This is a genomic window from Halobacillus sp. 12SKB (assembly GCF_052941655.1).
This window is the reverse complement of the sequence record NZ_JBRFWR010000001.1, coordinates 589,225-615,810: the sequence shown is the minus strand read 5'-3', so window position 1 is coordinate 615,810 and position 26,586 is coordinate 589,225. Positions and strand designations below refer to the sequence as shown.

The window sequence follows — 26,586 nt, the reverse complement described above, 5'->3', positions numbered from 1 at the left end:
GGAGTCACATGACGCAATCAAAATTGTTTAAAGATCAATTCTCAACAAAAGAAATGCGAGAGATTTTTTCTGATGAAAACTTATTACAAAAGTGGATTGATGTCGAGGTTGCCTTAGCAAAGGCTGAAGGGGAATTAGGTATAATTCCAAAAGAGGCAGCCGTCGAAATCGATAGAAAAGGTACCGTGGATCTATTCGATATGGATGTCATAAAAAAAGGGATTGACGACACGTGGCACCCGCTGATTTCTTTTATCAGAGAATATAAAACCTTGTGTGATAAGGATTATGGTGAGTATGTTCACTGGGGTGCAACCACTCAGGATATTATGGACACTGGTATGGTTATGCAAATAAGGGAAGGATTAGAGATTGTAGAGCGGGATTTAATTACTGTTGTAAGCGCTTTAGTGGATCTCGCAGAAAAGCATGCGGATACGGTCATGCCAGGAAGAACCCACGGGCAGCATGCGCTTCCGATAACATTCGGCTATAAAGTATCGATATGGGCAGCAGAGCTTCACCGGCATTTGAACAGACTCAGACAGTTGAAGGAAAGAGTATTTACAGGAAACGTGGCAGGAGCTGTTGGTACTCTTGCTTCATTGGATCAAAAAGGAAAAGAAGTTCAAGAGAAATTGATGCAATACTTAAATTTAAATATACCGGAAACTCCTTGGCATGTGTCGCGTGACCGATTGGCGGATGTTACGTCTCTTTTATCTATGATTGGTGGGACTTTCGGAAAAATTTCCAATGAAATTATTCAACTTCAAAAAACTGAAATTTCAGAATTAGAAGAACCTTTCCATTTTGGAAAAGTTGGCAGTAGCACAATGCCTCAAAAAAGAAACCCCATGGCCTGTGAAACGGTGTATTCTCTGTCATCGCTATTAGTCGGCCAGTCGTCCCTTGGATTTCAGGTGATGATTCAGGAACATGAAAGAGATATGGGACCGTGGCAGGCTGAGTGGGAATTCATACCTGAAATGTTCTTGCTTACAAGTGGGATATTGAAGCATATGACGTGGATTTCAGAGGGGCTGATTGTGAAGAAGGAAAACATGCTGAGCAACCTGGAAAAATCTAATGAGCTGATTATGTCGGAAGCAGTTATGATGCGCCTTGCAGAAAAAACGGGACGGCAGGCTGCACATGATTTAATCTATAAAATAGCTATGGATTCTCATACGAACAACACCCCACTTTCTGTAAATTTAAAGAAAGATGAAAAAGTTTCAGGCATGCTGAGTGATGAGGAAATCGATGAACTGATTAATCCGACATCTTACATCGGGTTATCACAAAATTACGTAGAGGAAGTTACGAAGCACATAAGAAATACTGAGGGTACACCAGCACCGGAGGTTAATGTCAGGAACTAAATACTATTAATACGGAAGGGTGGATGGACGAATGACCGTTCAAAATATAAGTACTGGAATGATTATAAATGGCAAAACGGTAGAAGCGGCAGATAAAGAAGTATTTGAAGTTCTCAACCCAGCGAATAACCAGATTGTAGGGGTCGTTCCGAACGGTGGGAAAGAGGATGCTGAAAAAGCCGTAAACGCTGCTCATGGCGCCTTTCCTGCGTGGAAAAGGAAAACCGCTGGAGAAAGAAGTGCGCTGATACAAAAATGGCACGATCTGTTACTGGACCGAAAAGAAGAAATGGCCAAAATCCTGGTGGCTGAAGCAGGAAAAACTATAAATGATGCTAGAGGTGAGGTAGATTATGCGGCAAGCTTTCTTTCGTGGTTCGCGGAAGAAGGAAAGCGGGTGTATGGAGAAACAATACCAGCCTCAACAACAGATAAACGAATTCTGGTTATCAACGAACCAATCGGAGTAGTCGGCGTTATAACTCCATGGAATTTTCCAGCTGCTTCTATTACTAAAAAGATCGGTGCAGCTTTAGCAGTAGGGTGCCCTGTCGTCATTAAACCATCTGAATACACTCCGATAGCTGCTCTAAAGTTAGCTGAACTAGCAATCGAAGCCGGCATTCCTAAAGGAGTTGTGAATGTGGTCATGGGGCGTGCCAATGAAATAGGGGAGGTGTTCCTGCAAGATCCCCGCATTAAAATGATATCTTTTACTGGTTCTACAAAAGTAGGGAAAATCTTGATGAGAGGTGCAGCGGATACCGTTACAAAACTTTCGCTTGAGCTGGGTGGCAATGCTCCTGCTATTGTGTTTGATGATGCAGATTTGGATCGTGCGGTGGAAAGCGTTATGGCAACCAAGTTCAGAAACAGCGGGCAGACGTGCGTATGTGCGAATAGGATATTTGTTCAAGAAAGCATCGCAGACCAGTTCCTTGAAAAGATGATAGATCAGGTTTCTAAATTAAAAGTAGGGACTTCTGAAGATCCAGATGCCGATCTCGGCCCTCTAATTAACGAAGATGCTTATGCAAAAATCCAAAAACATATCCAGGACGCTGTTTCCAAAGGGGCTACATTGGAATACGGTGGAGACAGAATTGAAGAATACGAAAACGGTTATTTTGTTACCCCATGTATTATTAGCGGGGTAAATGAAGAAATGGAAGTCTGGAACGAAGAAACATTCGGCCCTCTGGCCCCGATTATAACGTTTAAGGATGAAGAGGAAGCCGTCGAACGTGCCAATAATACGCCGTACGGATTGGCTTCCTATGCATTTACGGAAAATTTAAGTAGAGCCGTTCGACTATACGAAAAGTTGGATACTGGAATCGTAGGCATCAATGATGGGCTCCCAGCAGCCGCACAGGCACCATTTGGAGGAAGGAAGGAAAGCGGGATTGGTCTTGAAGGGGGACATTACGGCCTCGAAGAGTTTTTAGAAACCAAATACGTCTCCATTAAATTGCATGAATAAATAGAACGGAAACTTGAAGGCTATGGAAGATAAATTTCAAAATCAGCAGAGGAGATGGTTACGTGAAAGGTAAAGTCGCAGTAATGAATCAACCGATGGAAATGGAGTTTAAGGAATTTGAACTCCCTACACCCGAAAAGGGAGCCGTACTCTTAAAAGTCGTTCGTACCAATGTGTGCGGATCAGAACTGCACATTTGGAGGGGCGAACACCCTACAAAAAAACAGGGAGTTTTAGGTCATGAAATGGTCGGAGTTATAGAAGAGCTTGGAGAAGGAGTGACCACAGATTATGCTGGTCAAACAATAAAGAAAGGTGACAGAATTGCCATTGTGTATTACCTGACTTGTAGAAAGTGTGCTTCATGCCGCCGCGGGCAGTTTCACCTCTGCGATAGAGCCTTTGATAACTTCACCAAGGCACCGGAAGAGTATCCACACTTTCACGGAACATTCGCGAGTCATTATTACATTGATCCCAACCAATATTTCTTTAAGGTTCCGGACAATGTTCCAAACAGTGCTGCCTCCGGTGCCAACTGCGCTTTATCGCAGGTGTATTACGGGCTCGAGAAATCAGGTCTTACGTATGGGGATTCGATTGTCATTCAAGGTGCTGGTGGACTAGGATTAAATGCTGCAGCCGTCGCCAAAGAAAAGGGAGCAAAAGTAATCGTTATCGATGCAGTAGAAAAGAGATTGGAGATTGCCAAGCAATTCGGGGCAGACCACGTTATCAACTTAAAAAAGGTAGATACGGTAGAACAAAGAGTTGAGGAAGTGAAAGCCCTGACCAATGGAGAAGGGGTGGATATCGGTATTGAATTAAGTGGCGTACCCGATGCATTCAGTGAAGGAATACATCTTATTCGTAAAGGCGGAAAATACGTCAGCATTGGAAACGTCTCTCCTGGAAAAATGACGGAATTTGACCCTGGCTTCTTAACAAGAAGATCAATCCAAATCGTGCCCATTGTTCACTACGATCCATGGTACTTAAACAAAGCACTGGAATTCCTTTCTTCAAACATTAACAAATATCCATTTGCACAAATGATGGACGGTGAATTTAGTTTTAACAGCGTTCAGGAGGCTTTGGATAAGGCGGCAACTCGTGAGGTGACAAGAGCATCTATTGTTATGAGTCATGACGATCAAGTAGTTTCGAAGTAAGAGAGAAATGCGTTCGATACGTGAATCTTTTGTTTCATGGAGGTGATTGTGTGGCAGTGGTTTCAGTAGGAAAAGGGCTTACCGTTACTGTAGCCACGGGAGGGATAGAAATAGAAGAGTATACTCGTCTCAACTCAGGAAAATCCGTACGAAGAAGAGTTGAATTAGAGCCCCTATTTACTTTTTATTATCCTTACACCTTTTATGAGTGGAAAGTAACGGTTCCACGCTGGATTTTCAGTGACACTAAGGCATTGATTCGGGTGGGAGTGAACGGGCTCACTGGGCTGGCAGCTCAAACAGAAATCTGGCCGGATACGGTTATGAAAACTGTAGAGAAAAATTACTGCCTGCCGTTTAAAGCTTCCGGTGAAATAGTGGAGACAGAGAGCCATCGCGCTTTAGAAAACTATCTCTTTAAGTCGTTACGGCCGATGATTCCTCCTATTCGCGAACTGAACAGAAAAGAGACCATTTATTTACCTTATCATCTCTATAAGGAGAAGCGTGCAAATGGGAAAGTAACTTTTCAAGTGTTGGAAGCGCTGACAAAAGTTAAGGCCGAAGTGAAAAAAATGGATGAAGTAAGAATTTGGATAGAAGAAAGGTTGTTCTGAGGCTGCGCCCTATTATAAAAATGAGGGAGGGTAACGATGACGGTATTGGGATATGGAGCAATATTTATTTTGGGGTCCTGGATCGTATTTGGACTGATTATTTTTAAAACAAACTTGTTTAACTTCGACGAATAGGGGGGACGTTCGTGTCTGTTTACACTTGGTCCTGGATACTATTAGTGCTGTTTATAGGGGCGATGATTTACTTAGGATACGCAGGGATGAAAAAAACGAGTAACGCCGACGATTTTGCTACAGCTCGATCCAGCTATGGCCCGGTTATATTAGGATTAGCGATTTGTGCAAGTTCGGCATCAGGTTCGACCTTTATGGGAATTCCAGGTACGGCTTACACTTCTGGTTTCCCAAGTTTATGGTATCCTATTGTATACCCCATAGGTATTTATGGGGGGATGCTGTTAACGGGTAGAATTGTGAAATCCATGGGAGACGTATTTAGTAATCGAACCATTCCAGAAATCGTCGGAGAGCGATTCCAAAGTGAGTATTTACGTGTAGGACTAGCCATTTTATCGTTGCTGCTTATCTTTTACATTGTGGCTCAACTCGTAGCAGCTGCGCTAATGTTTCAAACAATGATGGGGTTAAACTACACGATTGGCTTATGGCTGACCGCCATAGTATTAGGTATCTACATCGTGTTAGGAGGGTCGCACTCGGATATCATGACAGATGCCATCCAAGGCATTTTTATGATTCTGGTGGCCTTGTTGATTATGTTTATGTTCTTTACTGGCGTCGGAACAAGCGGCGGAATTGGTGGGGTCAATGAGGCGATTGCTCTAAAGAATCCTGAGAATAGTTGGGACAACCTGTTTATCCCAGGACACCCTATTTACGGTGGCGCATGGTTGGCGTTCTTAATTTTAATTGCACACATACCATTTGGGGTTCTTCCTCATATTGGTAATAAATTTTTAGCGCTGAAAAGTGGGAAACAATTGAAGGTATTTCTTAGTTTTACCATTGTCGCTGGCGCCTTGTTACCAATGATGGCCTTGGGTGGACTGTTAGGGGCAGCCGTCATACCTGAACCATTGGAAAATCCGGATGCCGTCATCCCAGCCCTGTTTGTAGAACTGTTCCCGCCATTTCTTGCAGCATTGCTGGCGGTTGCTGTTCTTTCCGCTATTTTATCGACGAGTGATGGATTAATCGTATCCTTTTCTCAAATATTTGCCAACGACCTGTACCGGAAGACCTTTGCCAAAAACAATCCAGATAAACAGAAAGTCGAGCGAAATGCGCTCCTCATCGGAAGGTTTGCTGTTATAGGTTGTATATTGTTAGGCATACTTATGTCTCTGAATCCACCCAAATCACTTGCTATCTTCCTCTGGATCGGTGTAGGGGGCATGGTGTCAGGGCTGGCCGGTCCTTTAGCGATAGGAGGACTTTGGAGGAGAGCTAACAAGCAAGGGGCTGTTGCTTCATTTACAGTAGGGGTAATTAGTTATACGCTGCTTTACATGGGATGGCTCCCGGCCTTAGAGCCAATAACCAATCCGTTTGCAGCATCAGCTTATTCAATAATGATCGCATCTGCTGTCATGGTTATAGTTACATTATTAACTAAGCCGATGCCGGAAGAGTTTATCAAAAGCATTTATGGAAGCAGAAAAATAGAGAGTTCAGCATATGAAGAGAGAACAGAATTGTCAAATTAAAAAAGGCCAGCTTGTATTATAGGATAGATAAGATTGTCTTTCATATATGTGGTTGATTTTTAAGTCCAGACTGTATGTGGTCTGGACTTTGCATTAATAGCGATGATGAAGCTTCTTTTCATTGCAATCTTAACACACGTGTTGAAGAACACATTACTTGTCACTTAACAGTTATTCAATACATAAATACTTAAAAAAATCCAGATCAGATCTCTTTAACTGAATAATACGAACGGGGGCGATTATTCAATAAGAATAGTCGCTTTTTTTTATTAATAAAATTAGGCAGTATATATGGAGAATTTGCATATAAAAAAACACACAAAAGAGACAAGGGGGATTATACTCCCAAGTGTCTCTTTTAATGTAATCGGAACCTATATCCTTTTTGTGTTTCTTCACTAATCAATTCATCAAGTGCCCGGTTAAAATTTTGATTTGATTTATCTTTTATATACTCCTGCCTCCAAGTCCACGATAGTAATTTAGTTAAACGTGAAAGCTCTGAGCGTAAATGTTCCTTTTGCATGTCAGTAGAGTCAGATTGAATATCCGGATGGATCATTTCCCTAATTTCTTTTAGTGTACGTGCAAGGTAATTTATCCATTCAAAAGAATCCTCGGTATAGTCATTTGGTGTATCTTTCATTAATTCAGATAAAATAATTAACCTAGCTTCTCGATCTGTAAAACGTGATTGAGCTAATACTTTTTTTATTGCATTGGACTTTTGCATGTCAGTTAAATCGTCAAAAAGGTCATCATTATCAAGTTTCTTTAATGCATCAGCATCTATTCCAGTTATTTTACGATCCAGTAATAACTTGTAAAGTTTGGAGGACTGTTTTTTAGATATGGACATATTAACTATAACTTCAAGTGCGTGCTGACTTGCTCTTTTCTTTGCAACCTCATTTCGTAAGTCTTTACTAATCTCACGACTCTTTTTCATGCGTTTCACACGTGCAGGCTTTGGCTGTGCTATGTTTATTAGTTCCTCGTCAGAATAATTTCCTGTACTTTGAATGTATTCTATTGCTGACTGTTCTTCTGCACCAATAATTCTTTTAGATGTATTATTCAGATGGAAACGTAATGTCTCTCTTTCTAATTTTGTTTCAATTTTTTTGGTAATTCTTGTAACTTGGACTTTATTGTACTTACGATTAGAAATCGAAAGCTCTTTTAGAGCGCGAAGCCTTCGGCATCCGTCAATCAAATAATACATGTTGTTTTTGTCAGGACCGACTACAGTGATTGGGGTAATAAGCCCAAATTTTAGAATACTCTTCTTTAAACCTTCTATGTCTAGATTTATTCTACTCTCTAAATCCCACTCAATTTGATTCAACCGGACTTCAAACGTATCCATAAAAGCCCCCTCCCCGTTTTAGTTGTTAGTTTTAACCTTATGTTGATTAAAGGTTGTTTCATGCCTGTAAAGACAGCAAGTGTGATTCTCATATTTGACTTCAAGTAAGCTAATACTAAGACGGGTGAATTAAACATGTCATATAAAATAACCGAACGACAACAGGCGGCACTAGATGAATTAAAAGCATTTCATTATGTTGAATGTCTTTCTATTGATTGGAAAAGACAGGTGCAAGAACCCTTTTCTAAGCATGGAATTGGACCTAATGAAATGCAATGGCTCCAAAAAGAAGAAAAATTCAAAACAAAGTTTTTTTCTGACATCGTTGGGATAAAACAGCTACTATTAACTTACTATCAAATTAATAAAAACAGAGCAAAAAAAACAGATCAGATCCTGTATCAAAAGTGGGAAGAAAAGCATCCATTTATAAAAAATATTGTAGAAGGTGAACAGGATGCTTGGAGGGAATGTGTCAAACATTATGCAAATTTTCATCAAGATAGTTTAGTTGCTATTGCGTATAGTTTGCATGCACATGATTCAAAAACCGTAGAGTGTGATGTTTACCTTCATAAACTAGAAGAAGTCATTCCATCTAAAATAGAAAAAACAACAAAAAAAGGAAAGATTCGTTACCATACTATGCCTAAAACAAAGCGCTTTGGCTTATATCAATATCATGTATATAGTTGTTTAAACAAAATAGTAAATGACTTGTTTGCAGTACTGCCATGCGACACTGTATTTATAAATGGGTTAATTGGTTCTGCTGAAAACCATCAACCTATTTTGTCAGCGGTAATCGAGCGAATTCATCACCGTCAAAAAAGGTGTCCAAAGCAAACGTTTGAAAAGCACCGACAAATCGTGAATTTTAAAAAACGAAGTGGATATTATCCACTAAAAAGGGTTTACTCACCGCAAGTCTTGCACTCCAAGGAGGAATAGCTTTGGATATATTGTATATAGCTATTATTGCTCTTATTGTTTTTTTTGTTTATAAAACTTTTAAGAAACTTGTAAGAGATAAATCTATACAATCCACAGTAATGGAATGGCATCATATAGGTCCGGTAAGTCAAAGGTTTGATTCAAGTGAACTTGATACAAGTTACGTTTATTTTATAAGAGAATCAGGCCTGGATCATATTAAAATTGGAAAAGCAGATGACCCAGAACAGCGGATTAAAGAACTAAGTACCGGTTCAGCTCACACTCATGAAATCGTTCACCTTATAAAAAGTAAAGAGCCATATAAAACGGAAAAGCTGTTCCATTGTTATTTTAGTGATAAACGAATTAAAGGAGAATGGTTTGATTTAACGGATAACGAGTTGAGGTGGATCCAAAGAGAAGATTATCCAAGGGATATTGAAGATTCTATAAAGGGGTTTTAATACAGATTGGCTTATACAGTTCACTTCATAGTGAGGGGAAGTGGGTTTAGATTAACGGAGAATATTACACTCTATTCTAATTAAACAGAAAAGCAGGGACTTCCAATAACAAGGTCCCTGCTTTTTATTTATTTTCTTTTTCTTCGAGTTCTTTAGATTTTTTCACTAAATATTGAAAGTAACTTTCCAATTCCCTTATTTGCTCTGGACTCATTGATTTCCACTTTTCCAAATCAAAAAAAGCTGCATCTTCGATTCCGTATTGGTCCATCAATTTATTTACTTCTTTTATGGAATCAAATTCATTGCTTTTATCCACTTGATAATCTGTAATATCTGATCGGCCTAAAAGGTAATCGGTGGATACATCAAAAAGGTCAGCGATCTTGTTCACAGTATCTAAAGTAGGAATTTTGGTACCTCTCTCGTATGCTGTGTAAGTTGTTCGAGCTACGCCGATTTGCCTTGCAATATAATCTTGGGTCCAATTTGGATTTTCCTCTTTTTTTATTTGTCGGCATCTTTTCAGCCTGTTTGAAAAATTCATGTTTATACCACCATGCTTTTCACTAGATTAAAGTGTGTTATGTATCCATTATAAATGTTTCTCAAAGTAACTTAAAGAAAAGTTCCTAAAAGTGTAAAAAAATTATATGGATATTGTTGACAATGTTACCTAAAGGAACTTATAATACATTGTAAGATGTTCCTTAAAGGAACTTTAGGAGGTGAATAAATTGAGGATGTGGTTAAAAGAGATTCGACTTCAGAAGGATTTAACTCAACAACAAACAGCTATTAAATCAAACATATCGAGAAGCTATTATACCCATATTGAATCAGGAGTTAAAAATCCTACAGTAGAAACAGCGAAGGACATAGCTTTTGCTCTAGAGTTCAAGTGGACAAATTTTTTTGAAAACCAATGTTCCTTAAAGGAACAAAAAACTTATAAGGAGATGTTGTAGATGTTTGAAGCTAAACTGCAACCCGAATCTGATTTTAATAACAAGGTTTATGATATTTTTTATGATATTGCTAAAAAAGCACAAGAAGATGTTCAGAAAGAAATGGAATTACCCTATTTACTTGATCGAACAAAATTAGCTGAGCGTGTGTTTAATGTCAGTGTACAATCTCTTGATGCTCACGTATTAAAGCGCAAGGACTTTCCAAAAGTTCATGTAGGTGGCCGGACACTTTACCCCAAGGATTTAGTCATTACATGGATTAGAAATCATGTTGATGTATCTGATGATATTGCTCCGGAAAGAAACTTTGGTGTTGTTTGACTCTATGAATCTAGTATATACCTCAGAGAAAGCAATCAATGGTACAAATCAATAAGTAAGGAGGGGGAAACTATTAATAAAAGCAAATCAGCGCAGTTAATGAAGGATTTAAGGAAAAACAAAAATAAAACCCAGCAACAGTTAGCTGTAGATATGTTTCAGTCAAGAGAGTATATCTCTAAACAGGAAGGGGGAGAACGGAAGATTCCTCCTGTATCCACTAAATATTTTATTGAGAAGTATAACAACCCTTGGTTAGCACTTGAAGCTGTTAATGAATATGTTGGGTGGGGGGTATCTCGCTTAGAGGGACCGGAAGTAGAAGAGGATAATTTTCTCTTACAACTTCTATTAGAGGAAGAACTACAGAAGGCTATTAATGTATTAGCTAATGTAAATTTAACTGCAAAATTACACGATAAGTACCCTATTAAGATTCATGACATACGGAAATCAGCTGAAATTATGACTGGTGTTATTCATTTCTCTACCCTGTATTTAGCTACTGTTTGTGAAAGATATGAAATCAATTGGCTAAAGCTCTGGAAGGATCATCACCAAACTCTATATTCTAAGAGATTATTAAATTAGGAGGTGAGGTTGTGCAGGGGTGGTTAAAGCTGCATCGTAAAATTCTTCATAGTGAAATTTTCGAAAATGAGAAGTTGTTAAAAGTGTTCATTTATTGTCTGACGAAGGCAAGCCATAAAAGTACAGAATCGAGAATAGGGAGGCAAAAGGTTACTCTTAAACCTGGACAATTTATATTTGGCCGTAAAAAAGCTGCTTCTGAATTAAGTATGAATGAATCCACCGTTCGTGACTATATAAAAATACTTCAGGAAGACAGTGTCATTGGTATAAATACCACCAACAAATATAGTGTAATAACCGTTGAAAACTGGGGGATTTATCAATCTAACGATGAAGAATACGACAACAAAACAACAGCAGAAAAACAGCAAGACGACAACTCCTCGTCATCAGAGAGACAGCAGAAAGACACATACAAGAATGGCAGAGAACTTAAAGAAGTTAAGAATGTAAAAGAATTCATTACTACAACAACTTCTGAACGATTGGATTGTGACAGCATTCAATTTTACCAAAACAACTTTGGGATTATACGTCCTCAAATCTCAGAAGAAATAGTGAAATGGGTTGAAGACCTTGGGGATCCATTAATTGTGGAGGCTATGAAGCGTTCCTTGGACCGAAATAAACTGACATGGGGCTACGTCAAGAGCATCCTTCAATCCTGGATAAATAAAGGGATACGAACAGTAGAACAGGCGGATGCTGAAGAAGTTGAATATAAGAATAAGCAAGCTAATACGTATTCCAAACAATCACAAAGTCAGGAGGTATTACCGGAATGGTTTAAAAACCGTGAAGAACAAGAAAAGCATCATATAAATAAAAAACCTAGCATCGAAGATACAGCTCGAACCATTGAGTTAGCGATTAAGCTAAAAAGATCGAGAGAGAATATTCTTGAATCCATTGATGATCGATATAATCTTTCCGAAGAAAATATAGCTTCTATCAGGGATGGTAAACGCTCAGCTATAGACATTTTATTAGAACAATTGAAGCTTAGTGTGGCGGGAGAACCATAAACTTGGGAGGTAAGATAAGGTGAAATCAAATAAAAAGCACTTTGCTTATTATGACATTGCTTCACAAGCTGACAATGTAAAAACCTTTGAAGGAAAAAGATATGATGTGCGTGGTATTTGGGCGGTTGATCGTCATGGTACTACTGAAAAGCTGGCCAGTATCTATTATCGAATTCGAACCGTAAAAGATGATCAATTCAGAACCATTGCTAAACGCAAAAATCCTATGAGTGAGCTGAAACCTGTCAAGTAAATATAACGATTTTAACACGTGCTTAAATAGCACACATTGAACATTGAAAACTATATATCTATGTTAGGAAATTGAAAGGTCATAAAACTTTCCTAACAGTCGATGACCGTTTGGTGCGTGTTACGTGAAACGCATCTTGTGACCGGATAAGCGTTGTATCTATTATGGATTACTTATATAAAGTGAGGTATAAACTGATGAAGCTTTATGTAGTTTATCCTAGATACATAAAGTTCTTCGTATAGGCTAGAAACGATGTGCATTGTAGAAAAATAATCATTCTACATAGGGTTGATTGTATCTCGCCATAAACAATCATCAATAATAAAGATCTATCTTCCATAATGTGGATTTATATTTTAGTAGGTGTTAGAATCGTTATACAAATCACTTGAGAGGAGATTGATCTGATGGCAAAGCGTTGGGTCGGTGGTTTGGCTGGATTTGTTATAGTTTTAATCCTAGTTGGTTGCGGATCTCAAGGAGCCACAGGTCAAGTCGAGTCATTATCACCAGGTGACATGAAAGAAACTCTGCAAGACAGTGACAATGTTTATATTTTAGTAACTGATGCGTCTGAGGAAGAAAAAAGAGATGAATATATCAAGGTAGTGGAAGAAAATATTGAAGAAATTAATGTGAAAGAAATTAATGCTCAGAATCATAAGATTCTTGATGGGGATATGGATCTGAATGATATAGGTTTGGAAGGTAGTGAACTGTTCCAATCTCTAAGTTATTATCAGGATGGAAAATTACAGGATCGTATCTCCTTAAAAACACAGAAATACAAAACCCTTGAAGATAGGGATAAAGCCATACAAAAATTCATCAACGAAACATCATCCTAATGGAAGTGATCCTTAATAGATCGCTTCTTTTTTTTATGGATAAAAACCTTGAAAGGGGGTGAAGGTGAATGGGCGTTACTAATCGTGAACTTAAGCAATCAAAAGACTTAGTTCAAACACTGCTAACCATCCAAGACATTTCTTACAATGAGTGGCTTCATGAAAAGCACCAAGACTACATTCAACAAAACCAAGATGTCGTTATGAAGTCATTGCTCCATTACAAAGGGGTGGATGAAGAAAACAACAACAAAAATATTTAATAAGGGGAGATATTAATGAAGTACTTTGCAGATCATTCCATGCTTGCTGCCATTAGTAATTTACAATCTACTGGGGCATCAATTTTAACCGCCATGCAGCTTTTGGGTATTATCTCGGCTGCCATTGCTTTTGGTATAGGTGCCTACCATCTTATATGGGGTGGAGTTAGAGGTCGCCAAAGCTCTATCGTGTGGTTCATTGGTGGTGCCGTTGGACTTGTCGTTCTAATGGGAGCTACAGCTATCGCTGAATACATTGACAGTCAGGTGATCTTTTAAAGGAGTGTAGGTTCATGAGGGTATTATTCACATCAAAAATGGATGGTGAAATTTCGAGCTTTCACCCTTATTCCTTCCAGGAAATTGTCGTTCTAACAGCAAAATTGGATGCTAAATTAAAGAAGAAAAATGCCAAGCCAATTCTGCTAGATTTCATGATATTTAATGAAGAAGGAGACAAGCTGTACAACGGCTCATATGAAATGGGAGCAGAAGGAACATCAAATATTTATGACCATGTTTGTCAAAGGCTTTTAGAGTTACCCATGCAAAATAAAAATGAAGAAACAAAAAGGGATGTCTTTCTTCAACAATTAACTTCTAATACACCAGCATCTTATCAAATTGATATGACAGGAGTATTGAAAGAAAAGGAAGGACAAAAATCGAGTTGGAAGCAACTTGGTAAGCGTGGCAAATTTTTTGTGAGTATGATCAGTACCACATTAGTGGTAGCCATAGTTACATCCATCACTCTTTTTATACTTCTAAGCAATCAAGGCAAAGATCTAAGAGCCACAACACAAGAGCTGGAAAAAACGGAGAATGTAAAAACGGCTTATGAAGGTTATTGGACAGGTCAGCAGAAAAAAGCTGTTGATCAGTTACAAGGAATGGAAACCTTAACGGAATCGGAGCGCAAAACATTGCTTCATTTTCTGGTGGAACTTAAAAAGTATGATCAAGCTTTGCAATATGTGGGCAAGAAAAACTCTTCTTCACTGGCTGAGCAAGTCAGGAAAGTTCATGGTCTGGAAGAATTGATTTCCTTTCAAGAAGCTTATCCAAGTCCTTTGGGTGAATTTAAAATAGCCTTTCATAATGGGGAATACAAACAGGCGGTGGATATTCAAGATATGGCGATGTCTCCTGAACTGTATAAACAAAAGGGGATCGCTTATTTGAGGCTAGGTCAATTGGAAGATGCAAAAAAGATGGCCAGTGAAGCGAAAAATGATGAACTGAATAAAAAGATTAATGAGTATCAAGAAATTGTGGAACAGTTGACGAAAATAAACAGCCAAATAGAAACAGAGAAAAAGTCGGAAGATCAAAATCAATCTAAAATCGATTCGCTTAAGGAACAACAAGATGAGCTGGAGGGCCAAAAGAACAATATATAAGAGGGTGATTCATTTGAAATCAGTCATTGCTAAAAAACAGGTGCTTATTCTCCTAAGCATCTGTTTTTTTATATCCACGATGCTGGTCAGTACTTTCGTATGGAATTTGGGATATGCCATGTGGTCAACCTTAAAGACTTTCCCAGAATTCAGTAAACCAATAGAAATTAAAGCTTCATTTTTGACAGATTTTCATATGCAAGAACAACCTCTCTACTATGGAATAGCGGCCTTAATCGGCTTATTCGGTATAGCCAACATGATTTACAAACTTAGAAGTAACTTTAAACCCGTAGGCACGGACGAAAAAGGTTCCCAGAGATTTGCAACGAGAAAAGAAATTCAACAACAGTACAGGGCCATTCCTGATCGAAAACAACCATATAAAGGTAAAGGAGGCCCTGTGTTATCTAGAAAAGGGGACAAAGCTTTTATTGATCCGTCACCTGTCAATAATCTAATTATTGGTACGACAAGGAGTGGTAAGGGCCAAACCTATGTTATTCCAACCATAGATGCCTACTCTCGTGCTGAATATCAGCCCTCTTTAGTCATCAATGACCCTAAAGGCGAGTTATTTGCTTCTAGCCGGGAGACGCTGGAGAGAAGAGGTTATGAGGTTGAGGTCTTAAACTTAATGAATCCCATGCAAAGCATGAGCTTCAATTTGCTAGAGTTGGTAAAACAATCTTATAAGGATGGGGATTATTCTACAGCTCAAACTCTTTGCGAAACCATTACTCATATGCTTTACCACAATCCGAATGCTAAAGAACCTATGTGGGATGATTCAGCTAAATCACTTGTGAATGCTATGATCCTTGCGGTTACAGAGAAAAGCATAACCGAAGGGATGGAAGAGAAAATTACGATGTACACAGTCGCCAACATGCTCTCAGAGTTAGGGACTAGAAATGAAATGGATGAAGATGGCCAAGAATACAATGCATTGGATCAATTCTTCCAAGAACTACCCCAATCCCATGTGGCGAAAGGTCAATATGCAACGAGTAATTTTTCCAAAGGGAATACTCGATCAAGCATTTTTACGACAGCGATGAATGGATTGACGAAATTCACAATGAGTGAAACAGCTAAAATGACAGCAAAAAACTCTTTAGATTTAAAAAGAGTGGGCTTCGGTCAAAGTATTAAGGGGCGAGGTCGCCCTTTTTCCAAAGTAATGATTTCATTTCCGGATGGAACCACTGAAATCAATCAATCAGGAGAGAGTGGGACATGGACCATTAACTTTAAAACCTCATTAGAGGTCGGAGATCATTTAGTTATTTCTCAAGACTTGGCTCCTGGATCTTCAAAAGTTAAAGAAGTTCAAAAGGATAGCTCGACGATTCGGATTGACAAAGTAGAGAAGGAAACGGGCAAGGTTTCCTTTTCTTATATTTCTGCTAGTAGCACTATGGAAGTAAAAGAAATTATTAACTCCAATAAGCCTCTTGCTGTGTTTATGGTTACACCCGATTATGATACGTCTACTCATGCTATACCGTCTATTTTCGTTAGCCAATTGTATTATGTGTTATCAAAAAATGCAGCCATTGCCAAAGGACAAAAATGCTTACGAGAAGTGGTCTTTATGTTAGATGAGTTCGGAAATATGCCTGCAATAGCAGATATGGATAATAAAATCACGGTATGTTTGGGAAGAAACATTCGCTTTCACTTAGTTGTTCAATCCTATGCTCAATTAAAAGATCTGTATGGAGAAGATGGGCAAGCCACCATTCGTGGTAACTGTGGAAATGAAATTTATATATTGAGTGCTGACTATGATTCTGCTTCCTATTTTTCTTCCAAGTTAGGAAAGCAAACGTTAAATACTCAAACACGGTCTGGATCTACCTTTTCCCTGGATAAGTCGAAAACGGAAAGTACGGAAGGAAGAGACCTTCTAACGGCCAATGAACTGCAGGAATTGGAGGAAGGAGATACGGTAGTGCGACGTGTGCTATTACGTCGTGATAAGAAAGGAAGAAAGATTCGTGCCTTTCCTATTTATAATACAGGAAAATACAGTATGAAATATGCTCACACGTATCTTAGTTCAGAATTCCGTCCAGGTAGATCAATTACGGAAGAAGAGATTTCTACCCCACACCGCCATGTTCATCCAGCAGACTTAGTTATTGATTTTCAAACTGGCTATTCTAATAAAGCACAGACAGACGAGGCGGTAGAGGACATGGAAAATCACTCACAAAATGGACCATTCAGTGATTCAGAACAACCTATGGAATGGTGGAGGAAGGAAAAAGTCGGTGAGTTCTTTGATAAAAGCACATTCTCTCTGATCCACCAACAAATTGCTCCTCATTTAGAACACAGTGAGGAGGAAATGAATGATGAACCTATGGAAGCTTTTCTTTATAACTTAAAGCTTTTAGGCGATCACCAAGAAATTAACCGACAAGTGTATAGTCACATTCGCAAACAAATAGATAAGTTAATTGAAGAACAGGAAACACCAGTAGAGCAGGGATGAAAAAGGGAAAAATAATAAAGGTGGTGATGGAGTGTCCGATGAAGAACTGTTAGAGATATTGTTAAGGTTTTCCGAAGTCTTATCAACGAATAATATCTTTACATCTGGGTTAAGGATCGTAGGGTGGGGAACGATATTATTCTTGAAAATGATTGTTGATGGTCTGGAAGGAATGGTTAATCAAGTCTTAACCTTAACGGATTTCTTTTCGAGCGATCCCGTGACTAACTTTCTCGAAACCATCCAGCCTGCTCTCTACATTATGTTGGCCATCTCATTGGGAATGATCGGCTTTCGATTAATATTTAATAAAGAAAAGAATCGATCTGACATTCCAATGAACCTATTTATATCGATCATGACGATTACTCTGTTGTCTTTTGGAATGGGGAAAGTGAATGACTTTACTGGAGATGCGATGGACGTAGCGAAAGTACAAACAGATTCTTTTACCACCTCCGATCGAATAATAGGAGACCATATTACAGACATAGTCATTTATGAAGAAACAGACTGGACAGATCCAGATGTAGAAGAACAACATCATATAAGCCCAGACTCAATTGATAAAATATCCATCAATGAAACGATTGACGATAGTTTTGAAAAATCTAATGGCGATAGCCTATCAAATAAAGGACAAAAGCTTGTAATGAACAAAGTAGGGTTGGAATCAAATGGCGAAGAAGGGCTTGTTGAGTTAGGAAAAAGTGGTCTGTTTGATTTCCTTCCAGAAAATTATTACAGGTGGCATGTGGATTGGTTTACTGCCATCGTAACTCTTTCCGTTATGGCTTTTACCATGATATTAATATCGATTAAAGTAGCCAAGCTCTGTTTTGAGCTTGGCTTTAATCATATCGTGGCCTTAATCATGGCCTATGCGGATATTTCGACGGGCCAGCGATTGAAAGCGATCATTAAGAATATTGGAAGCATTTTTGCTTCGCTTATCATGATTTTCTTAAGTCTTCGTGTGTATATGTATTACACAACTTTTATAAATAATAATCTTGAAGGACTAGGGTATCTGATTGCTTTAATTGCAGGAAGTTTGGCTGTCATTGATGGTCCTAATATCGTGCAAAAACTCTTTGGAATTGATGCTGGATTGAAAAATGCCTGGCATGTGGCGATGGGTGGTTACCTAGCTTCTAAAACACTCGGACCTCCCGTGAAGAAAGCAGCAGGAGCTATTACAAGTGGTGGTGTATCAGCCTTGATGAATACAGGTGCCGGGACAGCTGGTGCGGTCGCTGGTATCTATGGACGCAAAGATGAGAGGAAATCTAAGACAAATGGAAAAAGTGATTCATCATCAACTGAAGGAAATAGAAGTCAAGGAAATAGAAAAAAACAAGAGCCAAGTCCAATGAGATTCAATCAGGAAGGGCAAAAAGGTTCGTTGGGAGGAAAAGAAGTTAGAAGTCCGGAGGCAGGAAATCGTTCATCCAGCTATGAAACTCAGGGTCAGTCCCATCCTTCTTCTCAGAAAGAGTCCTCTATGAACACTACAAAAGAAGATTCCCCAGGAGGATTGGACGTATCGTCATCGAACCAAAGCAATGAGCAACCTATATATACTCAACCTAAGAAAGATAAAAAACAAGAGAAAGATATAGGTAGTAGTGAAACAGGAAGCGCACGTTTAGATGCAAACGATAATGAACCTAAGGAAGAGACAAACCAAATAGCTGCAAGCGCCAAATTAGAAACACCAGACGTAAAAGCTCCAAAAAGTACAGATGATATTCCTATGCCTAATCAATATAGAACAGAGCAGCGAACTGTAGGAGGATATATGAAAGATCGGTTGGGTGAGCGATTTACTAATAATCCTAAGGTTCAAAGTGCAAAACGGACGTATAACTTATCTCGAAACACTACGGAGAACTGGATAAATAAAATTAAGAAACGCGGGCCTGAGTCTTAACTTGGTCCGCATTTTGTTATGAAGGAGTGTTTTTATTGCAATATAAGATTCCATCCGAAATTGGAAGTGAGTTGAAGATCAATCGTCTATTTTACCTTACAGACTTACTTGTGGTCCTCATCCTCGGCGGCATAGGCTTTACATTTCGGTATGTCGTTCATTCTTCATTCGTCTGGTGGTATGCAATCTTTTGGATCTTATTGATGGTTGGTTGGTTAATCCGACCCAAAACGAATCCAAAGCTGCGTATGGCAAAAGCGTTGTTCTTAGCTGTCACAAGGGACCGAATTGCTTATTGTGCCATCGATAAAAAAGAAAGGGAGGATGGTAGGAATAGTGATCAAATATGAAGAGTTAAATGATGAAGGATATACGTTTCAAAGGTTTAAGGCACTTCTTGAGGAACAGCTTGGACGAGACTTAACAAAAATAGAAGCACGGAAGATTCGGTGGTTGTCTGGATGGGAGCATGAAACGGTCGGCGTAATTTTTGACCTGATTCATGAAGTAGCAGGAAAGAAAAATGAGGGAGGACTTTAAATGAAGAAGAGTAAGAAAGACCAACCTTTCTTTAAAGAAGACAGTTCCGAAAAAATGGCTCTTTTTGATGAACGAAAAACTACTGAGAAAAACAAGAAGCAGCAAAGGTCAAAAGCTAAAAAGGAAAAGAGAGAGGTGGCAATACCATCCATAGCTGAGATTCTTCCCATTCAGGACATGACTGAGGAAGGATCCTTTCAATTAAAAGGAGATGGGGGCTATATGGACGTGATGCAACTTCAGAGTAAGGATATATATTCTCCATCTACCCAGGAAACCGAATACGACATCATGAAGATGGCCAAGTTCTTTCAATCGTATGCGCCGGATATCAAGATCGTGTCTATGAATTTTCCGGTTAATATGAAAAAACAACTGGATGCGATTAATTACAAGATTGCTCAAAACAAAGCGCCTCTATATGAACGCTTTTTAATTAGAAAAAGAGAGGAGCTGCATTTTTTAGAGACCTACCGGACGAATAGAGAATTTTATTTATATATTTACGCGACTAGCCTTAAACAGCTTGCTGAGTATAGAAACAATTGTCGGCGTTATCTTGGGCGAGTCGCTCCGGTCATTGAGTTAACCGATGAAAAGAAGCTTGATTTGCTCTATAAGCTATACAATCAAAATTTTAAATTAGAGAAGAGGGGTTAAGGAATGTTCTCATTTCTAAAAAAGAAAAGTGATGCCGAAGAAACACAAGAAAAAGGATATAACCCTTTTTTACTGGCCCATATCCAACCGCAAGGAGGAATTAAATTTCACGAAACCTTTACTCGAAAAGGTGACGGTTATGAAGTTTGTGTCCATGTCTATTCCTTCCCTAAAAATGTTTCAGACTTTTGGTTAGAGCCTATTTTCAATATGGAGAATGTCATTACTACGATGGATATTGTCTCTGACGATCGTTACAAAGTCCGAGATGGTTTAAACAAAGGAATGGCTGAACAGAGTTCCAGAATGATTAATGAAAAAGATAATGCAGGTATTATAGAAGCGCAAAATAACTACGATGATTTACGGCAGCTGTACAATCAGGTGTCTGAAGAAGGAGAGATCGTTAAACGTGTTCACCTTAGGCATTATGTAAGTGCACCAACAAGAGAAGAGCTGGAAGACAAAGTGAAAGTCGTCTTATCGACGTTAGAGGACGAGAATTTTCGAGGATCCATCTTCTTAAGCGAACAGGAATATGAATGGAAATCACTACTCACGAATTATACAGAACAATCCACTTATCGAAACAAGAGGGAAGGTCATCCGATACCCGCACTAGGGTTAGCAGGTGGCTTTCCTTTTCATTTTACTAGCTTAAACGATCCTTACGGTACATTCTATGGCACGACACTTACCGGAGGAAACGTCGTCTTTGATCTTTTTCATAGAGATCAGCAACGTAAAAGTTATAACGGAGTCATGGTCGGAGCGATGGGAGCAGGGAAATCTACTACGCTTAAGAAAATTATGCTGGATAATGCCATTAAAGGATATAAGGTCCGGACCTTTGATGTCACAGGAGAATTTGTGGAGTTAACGGAAGCTTTAGGCGGTAAGCAGATTGCACTCGATGGTTCAGATGGGGTCATAAACCCTTTGCAGGTATATCGAACGGCAGAGGACGAATATACGTCCTTTACTCAGCATTTATCCAAGCTGACAACATTCTATAAATTCTTAGCACCTGAAGCGAATGATAGTGAATTGAAAGAATATGAGAATCTATTAAGAAAGCTTTATGAAAAGCTTGGCTTATGGAAGGATGATTCAAAATCAAATATAACCGAACTATCTGTCCATGAGTACCCTATCTTCACCGATTTTCTTACCTTTATCGAAGAACAACTCTATGAAAATATCAAGGAAGGAAAGCAAAAGGAGAAACTGAGTCAGGAAAGGAAACGTCGCCTGGAAAGCATCGAATTAAACATTCGTAACCTTGTAGAGACTTACGCGCATCTCTTCAATGGAGTATCAACCATCGAACACTTTGATGAACAACAGGTCGTTACTTTTACCCTGAGGGGTCTATCGCAAATGAGGGCAGAGGTATTCCAAGCGCAATTGTTTAATGTACTCAACCTCTTATGGGACTCTATGCTAACAAACGGATCTCCTCAGTTTGATGCTTATAATCGAGGAGAATTAGCTTTTGAAGACGCTGTACGCTATCTCATCTTGATGGATGAAGCTCACCACATCATTAATACAAAGAAGAAAAGTGAGAGTGCTCTAGATTTTCTTACAAATTTTAGCCGAGAGGCCAGGAAGTATTTTGGTGCTCTCCTCTATGCCAGTCACACCATTCGTGATTTTGTTCCTGAGGGTTCGGATCAAAGTATGGTAGAGGAAATTAAGAAGCTTTTTGAACTGACACAATACAAGATTATTATGCAGCAGGATAGTAACAACTTAGAGATGATGCAGCAAATATTCATGGGGCAATTAAGCCAAAGTGAATTAAAAGATATCCCTTACCTACAGACAGGGGAGACGATGTTAAGCATCCGTGCGGTTGAAAACATTCGTTTCAAGGTGGAGGTATCGGACGAAGAATTAGCCTTGTTTGGAGGAGGTGCATAAGGATGCCTTGGTCCCTTCTCCTGGGGTTAGTCCCTCGGAAAGTATGGCTTTGGTTGATTGGTATTCTGGTAGCTCTTTTCCTTCTACAAATGCTTTTGTATGCTTCCGTCATTACAGGGTTGATCGGTTATCAAAAGTCTTCCAGTGAGGATGTGAGGTCCGTAGATGTGGTAAATGGAACAGCACAAGTTTCAGATGCACTAGAAGAGTACCGTCCTCTGTTTGAAGAATATGCTGAAAAGTATGGGGTGTCCAAGTATGTGGAGCTTCTCTTGGCCAAAACGATGCAGGAATCTGGTGGACGTCTTGATGATGTGATGCAAGCAAGTGAGTCTCTCGGTCTACCTCCAAACACGATAGAGGATCCTGAAAGAAGCATTAATGTCGGGATCCGATACTTCTCTGAAATGCTGGAGAAAGCAGGGGGAGATATTAAGCTAACCCTCCAAGCTTATAACTTCGGTGGAGGGTTCATTGATTACGCAAACGAACACAACAATGGAGAATACAGCAAAGAGTTTGCGATCGAATTTTCAAGAATGAAGTACCAGGAATTGAAGCATACAGGCATGTATTCCTGCATTCGACCTGAGTCGGCAGAAACAGGAGCTTGTTATGGGGATATTGGCTATGTTGAGGCCGTTTTAAGTTACCTTAAAGGCGGAGTTATTGAAGCAGATTTACAACCAACGGGATATTGGGTGATGCCTATTGAAGGAGCATTTACACAAACATCTGATTACGGCATGCGCTCAGATCCCTTTGATGGAACACCGGACATGCATAGAGGTATCGATTTTGCTTGTACGAACGCTGTAACGTCTATACAAAGCGTAGATAACGGTCAAGTGGTTGAGGTGGTAAGAAAGAACTCTGGATATGGAAATAACGTTATTGTAAAACATGAAGAGGGACTTTATAGCCACTATGCTCATTTGTATACGATAAGTGTACAAAACGGGGAGATGATTCAAAAAGGAACAAAAGTAGGCAAGTGTGGTTCGACAGGAAACTCTACAGGTCCCCATTTACATTTCGAAGTTAGGACCAAAAGCCAATACCGTTCTGACGTAGATCCTGCCCCTTATCTTGGTCTTTAAGAAAGGAGAACATGGATGAATAGACGCATTCTTTTTGGGATGTTTGTCGCTCTATTAATCGTACTCACATCGGTTAATGTATATGCTACACGCACGGCATCGAATGAAGATCTGCAGAAAGACTTGCACGAGTTGGAAGTGAAAAACGAAAAGATTATGGAAGAAAAAACTGAATTAAAAGAGACGTTACAACAACAGGAACCTGCTGACATTCAAGCGAGATATGACGCTTTAGTGAAGCAGGTTTCCACGTTTATAGAGGTTGCTTTTAAACAGGATAAAGAGACCTACCAAGAAAGGAAAAAAGAAGCACACAAGGTGATGAGTAAAGATTTAGCTGCAACTTTCTTTCCTACAGATACCTATAAAGGAGACAGGAAAACGGAGGTGGATGAAGTAGAAATATTCATCAAAACAGGTAATCTCACAAACAATCAAGCAAGTGCATTAGTTAAGTTTAAACACACGCTCTATTCTTTACAGAGCGATCAACAACAGGTGTCTCCCGTGTTTTTCAATATAAAAGTTCATAGGGTAAAAGGACAGTGGAAGATAACAGATTTTCAAGACGTAGATGAGGAGGACTATTCATGAAGAAACAAACGAAATACATCACGGAAGGAACCTCAAAAAAATATCTTATTGGATTAAGCGTCATGGCTATGGCGCTTCTTTTTTTCTTGTTTTCTGGTTTTATATTTGGTGATGAAGAGCAGAGTAAAGTTCAACAAACGCCTGTCAATGAACCTCTGAACTTACAAGGATCAGGCGAACTGACCATAAAAGACTGGGTTTATAATCCAACGAAAAAGTTGATGGTTGTCACCTTAAACCTTAATAAATCAACCACTTTATTAGATGAAAAGTTAAGCTTCACGGCTCAGGAAAAAGAGCATCCGAAACGCGATTTACCAACGCATGTTGAGTATAACGATGAAAGCAGATATGTCATTAGCATCCAACAGGTAAGTCCTTCCTTTGACGTCATGGCCTTAGATGTAAGTAAGGAAAATGCCAATACGCTTTTAACGCATGAGAGTACTAAAAATTCCGTGAAAGGGGGTGATGAAAAGAAAGAGCTGGCAAGGATTTATACAGATCAACGAAGAGTGGAGATGGACAAACAATTAACCATCTTAACTGAGCAGAAATATGAAGTGGCTGCTGTATCTGAAGAGATCGAAGAGGCTAAAGAAACAATAAAAGAGAAGAGGGCAAGTATTCAAACCATCGATGAACGAATCAAAGAAGTTGATCAAAAAATCGTTGAATTAGAATCAGAGCTTCTTTACGAAACGGAGGAAGAGAAAAAGAATACAGAGGCTAGAATTAATCACCTAGAAAATGAAAAAGATCAGATCAATCAAGAGGCAGCTGAACATGAACTAACCATCCAAACCATCGTTGAAAAGGTTGAGATGTTAGAAGAAAAAAGAGAAATGATTTCGAACTAAAAAGGGCGAAGGTTGTTATAAAGGTCAACACAGGGACCGCACCTCTCCTGTGCAGGGACCACACACCAAGGTGAATACACGAATGAACGTTCCTGTTTTAGCCGCACAGCGACCGCACAACTGGAGATTTTCTTGTTCCCTCGTTTTGCCCGGCTCTGCCGGGATTCACACGCCAAGTGGGAACAAAAACCCCTTATGCTCTTCTCTTTATTTATTAGTTTTAGGAACTTCATCAAAAGGAGTGATTGTAATGGAAGTAAGAATTCGTTACATGGATCCGAAAACTGTTCAACGAATTGACGAACTTGCGGAAGAAAAAGGATTAAGTCGGCAAGAGTTTTTACATGCTCAATTGCAACAGTTAGCTGTCTTTCGAGAAGAGAACAATCGTGAACAAAGACTGCAACAATTAGTCGATCGCAACATTCAAACGATGGCTCATTGTTATACAGCCATTCGAGAAATGAACGATCTCTTGCAAATTGAAGAACCAGGTGAAGAAGCATGAGTGAAACCGTAACGCCTGGAGTGGTTTTAAAAACAAAATTTGTGACAGCGAATAAGAAAGGATTCCAAGATTATGTGCAATACGTGGACCGAGAAGAAGCTAAAGGAAAAGGGGAAGCTCATCGGTCCATGTTTAGTTTATATAATCATTATATGGACGATCCGGATAAAACATCTGCTTTGTTTACTCAGCAGTCGGACCATTTATCGGTGGAAGGAAAGCAGGGCATTAAATCTTTGTTTGAACAAGCTCAAAAGAAGAACAGTATCATGTGGCAAGATGTCATTACATTTGATAATGATTGGCTTCAAAACCAAGGAGTTTATGATTCAAAGACCCACACCTTAGATGAAGATGCATTGAAGCAAGTGACACGGAAATCCATGCAGTCGATGATGAAGAAAGAGGGATTACAAGAGAGTGCTGTTTGGTCGGCGGCCATACACTATAACACTGATAACATTCATATTCATGTGGCCACCGTCGAACCAAACCCGACTCGTGAACGTGGAAAGCGAAAGCCGAAAACTCTAGACGCGATGAAAAGTGAATTCGTGAATGGCTTGTTAAATCGAACGCAAGAACGAAATCAAATTAACTCGTTGATTCGTGACCACATGGTTAATTCAAAGAAAGAAAATAGCAGCATGAAATGGAGCAATAGAGAAATAAAACCTCTGTTCCTCGATGTGTATAATTACTTGCCTAAGGATAAGCGACAGTGGAACTATGGCTATCAAACTCTGAATCCTATTCGACCAAAAATTGATGAATTAACGACAAAGTATTTAGATAAGTATCATGGCAAAGATATGAAGCAGCTGCATGAAAAATTGGACAAGGAAGTAAATGAATTGAAGCAAGCCTATGGGGATGGACCGAAGGATAAGAAGCGCTATCAACATTACAAACAAAATAAGTTGGATGATCTCTATAAACGGATGGGCAATGCGTTCTTACAAGAAATGAAACGGTATGATCACCAGCAATATCCTAGACAAACATCCAATACAAAGCACCCTTATAAGTCCATGACTTCAGGTATTCAATTGCAACGTTCCTTGAGAAGCATTCAACGTTCGATGAGGCAAACCTATGATCAGTTTATCAATGACTTGGATCATCAGAAGTTGGAACGAAAAATCGAAAGAGAAGGGTAGG

At 39.2% G+C, this 26,586-nt stretch carries 29 protein-coding genes; 27 read left to right on the top strand and 2 right to left on the bottom strand.

Translation table 11 applies throughout. The features are described 5' to 3' along the window. The first annotated feature begins 8 nt into the window (after window positions 1-8). The 5 genes from purB to ACQ4XT_RS02945 all read left to right on the top strand — a co-directional run bounded on the left by purB (window position 9) and on the right by ACQ4XT_RS02945 (window position 6,345). Window positions 9-1,385 (top strand): adenylosuccinate lyase, encoded by a 1,377-nt coding sequence (purB, locus tag ACQ4XT_RS02965; RefSeq protein WP_446852450.1) that lies wholly within the window; start codon window positions 9-11, stop codon window positions 1,383-1,385. A gap of 31 nt (window positions 1,386-1,416) precedes the next feature. Beyond that, window positions 1,417-2,868, top strand: a complete 1,452-nt coding sequence (locus ACQ4XT_RS02960) for an NAD-dependent succinate-semialdehyde dehydrogenase (protein WP_446852449.1) — start codon at window positions 1,417-1,419, stop codon at window positions 2,866-2,868. A 62-nt stretch (window positions 2,869-2,930) separates the two neighbouring features. Beyond that, window positions 2,931-4,040, top strand: a complete 1,110-nt coding sequence (locus ACQ4XT_RS02955) for a zinc-binding dehydrogenase (protein WP_446852448.1) — start codon at window positions 2,931-2,933, stop codon at window positions 4,038-4,040. A gap of 50 nt (window positions 4,041-4,090) precedes the next feature. Further along, window positions 4,091-4,657 carry a hypothetical protein gene (locus tag ACQ4XT_RS02950; RefSeq protein ID WP_446852447.1) on the top strand — a complete coding sequence of 189 codons (567 nt, stop codon included), beginning with the start codon at window positions 4,091-4,093 and terminating at the stop codon, window positions 4,655-4,657. 146 nt (window positions 4,658-4,803) lie between these two features. After that, entirely contained in the window at window positions 4,804-6,345 is a 1,542-nt protein-coding gene (locus ACQ4XT_RS02945) for a sodium:solute symporter family protein (RefSeq protein WP_446852446.1), read from the top strand. A gap of 361 nt (window positions 6,346-6,706) precedes the next feature. On the opposite strand, the gene ACQ4XT_RS02940 is transcribed toward ACQ4XT_RS02945, so the two are convergent. Then, entirely contained in the window at window positions 6,707-7,717 is a 1,011-nt protein-coding gene (locus ACQ4XT_RS02940) for a ParB/Srx family N-terminal domain-containing protein (RefSeq protein WP_446852445.1), read from the bottom strand. A 135-nt stretch (window positions 7,718-7,852) separates the two neighbouring features. Between ACQ4XT_RS02940 and ACQ4XT_RS02935 the strand changes: the two genes are divergently transcribed. Then, window positions 7,853-8,671, top strand: coding sequence for a glycosyltransferase family protein (locus ACQ4XT_RS02935; protein WP_446852444.1), 819 nt, complete (start codon window positions 7,853-7,855; stop codon window positions 8,669-8,671). A gap of 2 nt (window positions 8,672-8,673) precedes the next feature. Then, on the top strand, window positions 8,674-9,120 hold the full coding sequence (locus ACQ4XT_RS02930) for a GIY-YIG nuclease family protein (RefSeq protein WP_446852443.1): 447 nt from the start codon (window positions 8,674-8,676) through the stop codon (window positions 9,118-9,120). Between the two features lie 124 nt (window positions 9,121-9,244). Here the strand turns inward: ACQ4XT_RS02930 and ACQ4XT_RS02925 are convergent, their stop codons facing one another. Then, window positions 9,245-9,667 (bottom strand): helix-turn-helix domain-containing protein, encoded by a 423-nt coding sequence (locus ACQ4XT_RS02925; RefSeq protein ID WP_446852442.1) that lies wholly within the window; start codon window positions 9,665-9,667, stop codon window positions 9,245-9,247. A gap of 190 nt (window positions 9,668-9,857) precedes the next feature. On the opposite strand from ACQ4XT_RS02925, the gene ACQ4XT_RS02920 reads away from it, so the two are divergent. From ACQ4XT_RS02920 to mobP2, 20 genes are all read left to right on the top strand, one after another. After that, window positions 9,858-10,088, top strand: a complete 231-nt coding sequence (locus ACQ4XT_RS02920; protein WP_035546713.1) for a helix-turn-helix transcriptional regulator — start codon at window positions 9,858-9,860, stop codon at window positions 10,086-10,088. Next, the gene (locus ACQ4XT_RS02915) at window positions 10,089-10,412 is read left to right on the top strand and encodes a hypothetical protein (RefSeq protein ID WP_008590613.1); all 324 of its coding nucleotides are present in this window, start codon (window positions 10,089-10,091) and stop codon (window positions 10,410-10,412) included. Window positions 10,413-10,511: 99 nt separating this feature from the next. Next, entirely contained in the window at window positions 10,512-11,003 is a 492-nt protein-coding gene (locus tag ACQ4XT_RS02910) for a helix-turn-helix domain-containing protein (RefSeq protein ID WP_446852441.1), read from the top strand. An 11-nt stretch (window positions 11,004-11,014) separates the two neighbouring features. Further along, window positions 11,015-12,031, top strand: a complete 1,017-nt coding sequence (locus ACQ4XT_RS02905) for a DnaD domain-containing protein (RefSeq protein WP_446852440.1) — start codon at window positions 11,015-11,017, stop codon at window positions 12,029-12,031. Window positions 12,032-12,050: 19 nt separating this feature from the next. Further along, a complete protein-coding gene (locus ACQ4XT_RS02900; RefSeq protein WP_035551829.1) occupies window positions 12,051-12,284 on the top strand; it encodes a hypothetical protein in 234 nt (77 codons plus the stop codon). A gap of 410 nt (window positions 12,285-12,694) precedes the next feature. Continuing rightward, on the top strand, window positions 12,695-13,135 hold the full coding sequence (locus ACQ4XT_RS02895) for a hypothetical protein (RefSeq protein WP_446852439.1): 441 nt from the start codon (window positions 12,695-12,697) through the stop codon (window positions 13,133-13,135). 68 nt (window positions 13,136-13,203) lie between these two features. Beyond that, window positions 13,204-13,398 carry a hypothetical protein gene (locus ACQ4XT_RS02890; protein ID WP_446852438.1) on the top strand — a complete coding sequence of 65 codons (195 nt, stop codon included), beginning with the start codon at window positions 13,204-13,206 and terminating at the stop codon, window positions 13,396-13,398. A gap of 15 nt (window positions 13,399-13,413) precedes the next feature. Beyond that, window positions 13,414-13,677, top strand: a complete 264-nt coding sequence (locus ACQ4XT_RS02885; RefSeq protein ID WP_035541924.1) for a hypothetical protein — start codon at window positions 13,414-13,416, stop codon at window positions 13,675-13,677. Window positions 13,678-13,691: 14 nt separating this feature from the next. Next, a complete protein-coding gene (locus ACQ4XT_RS02880) occupies window positions 13,692-14,801 on the top strand; it encodes a hypothetical protein (RefSeq protein ID WP_446852437.1) in 1,110 nt (369 codons plus the stop codon). A 13-nt stretch (window positions 14,802-14,814) separates the two neighbouring features. After that, on the top strand, window positions 14,815-17,304 hold the full coding sequence (locus ACQ4XT_RS02875; RefSeq protein WP_446852436.1) for a VirD4-like conjugal transfer protein, CD1115 family: 2,490 nt from the start codon (window positions 14,815-14,817) through the stop codon (window positions 17,302-17,304). Between the two features lie 31 nt (window positions 17,305-17,335). Next, the gene (locus ACQ4XT_RS02870; protein WP_446852435.1) at window positions 17,336-19,237 is read left to right on the top strand and encodes a pLS20_p028 family conjugation system transmembrane protein; all 1,902 of its coding nucleotides are present in this window, start codon (window positions 17,336-17,338) and stop codon (window positions 19,235-19,237) included. Between the two features lie 26 nt (window positions 19,238-19,263). Next, window positions 19,264-19,587 (top strand): DUF5592 family protein, encoded by a 324-nt coding sequence (locus ACQ4XT_RS02865; RefSeq protein WP_241655963.1) that lies wholly within the window; start codon window positions 19,264-19,266, stop codon window positions 19,585-19,587. Then, entirely contained in the window at window positions 19,574-19,777 is a 204-nt protein-coding gene (locus tag ACQ4XT_RS02860) for a hypothetical protein (RefSeq protein ID WP_128524629.1), read from the top strand. Before ACQ4XT_RS02865 ends, ACQ4XT_RS02860 begins: the two co-directional genes overlap by 14 nt. Next, on the top strand, window positions 19,778-20,437 hold the full coding sequence (locus ACQ4XT_RS02855; RefSeq protein ID WP_446852434.1) for a TraC-like domain-containing protein: 660 nt from the start codon (window positions 19,778-19,780) through the stop codon (window positions 20,435-20,437). It begins immediately after the preceding gene. 3 nt (window positions 20,438-20,440) lie between these two features. Then, window positions 20,441-22,363 carry a VirB4 family type IV secretion system protein gene (locus ACQ4XT_RS02850; RefSeq protein ID WP_446852433.1) on the top strand — a complete coding sequence of 641 codons (1,923 nt, stop codon included), beginning with the start codon at window positions 20,441-20,443 and terminating at the stop codon, window positions 22,361-22,363. Between the two features lie 2 nt (window positions 22,364-22,365). Continuing rightward, window positions 22,366-23,463 (top strand): lysozyme family protein, encoded by a 1,098-nt coding sequence (locus ACQ4XT_RS02845; protein WP_446852432.1) that lies wholly within the window; start codon window positions 22,366-22,368, stop codon window positions 23,461-23,463. A 15-nt stretch (window positions 23,464-23,478) separates the two neighbouring features. Further along, the gene (locus ACQ4XT_RS02840; RefSeq protein ID WP_446852431.1) at window positions 23,479-24,057 is read left to right on the top strand and encodes a hypothetical protein; all 579 of its coding nucleotides are present in this window, start codon (window positions 23,479-23,481) and stop codon (window positions 24,055-24,057) included. Then, the gene (locus ACQ4XT_RS02835; RefSeq protein ID WP_446852430.1) at window positions 24,054-24,917 is read left to right on the top strand and encodes a hypothetical protein; all 864 of its coding nucleotides are present in this window, start codon (window positions 24,054-24,056) and stop codon (window positions 24,915-24,917) included. Before ACQ4XT_RS02840 ends, ACQ4XT_RS02835 begins: the two co-directional genes overlap by 4 nt. 250 nt (window positions 24,918-25,167) lie before the next feature. Next, on the top strand, window positions 25,168-25,425 hold the full coding sequence (locus tag ACQ4XT_RS02830) for a hypothetical protein (protein WP_253936599.1): 258 nt from the start codon (window positions 25,168-25,170) through the stop codon (window positions 25,423-25,425). Next, the gene (gene mobP2 / locus ACQ4XT_RS02825; protein ID WP_446852429.1) at window positions 25,422-26,585 is read left to right on the top strand and encodes a MobP2 family relaxase; all 1,164 of its coding nucleotides are present in this window, start codon (window positions 25,422-25,424) and stop codon (window positions 26,583-26,585) included. The genes ACQ4XT_RS02830 and mobP2 overlap by 4 nt, the downstream gene beginning before the upstream one ends. The last annotated feature ends 1 nt before the right edge of the window (window position 26,586 follow it).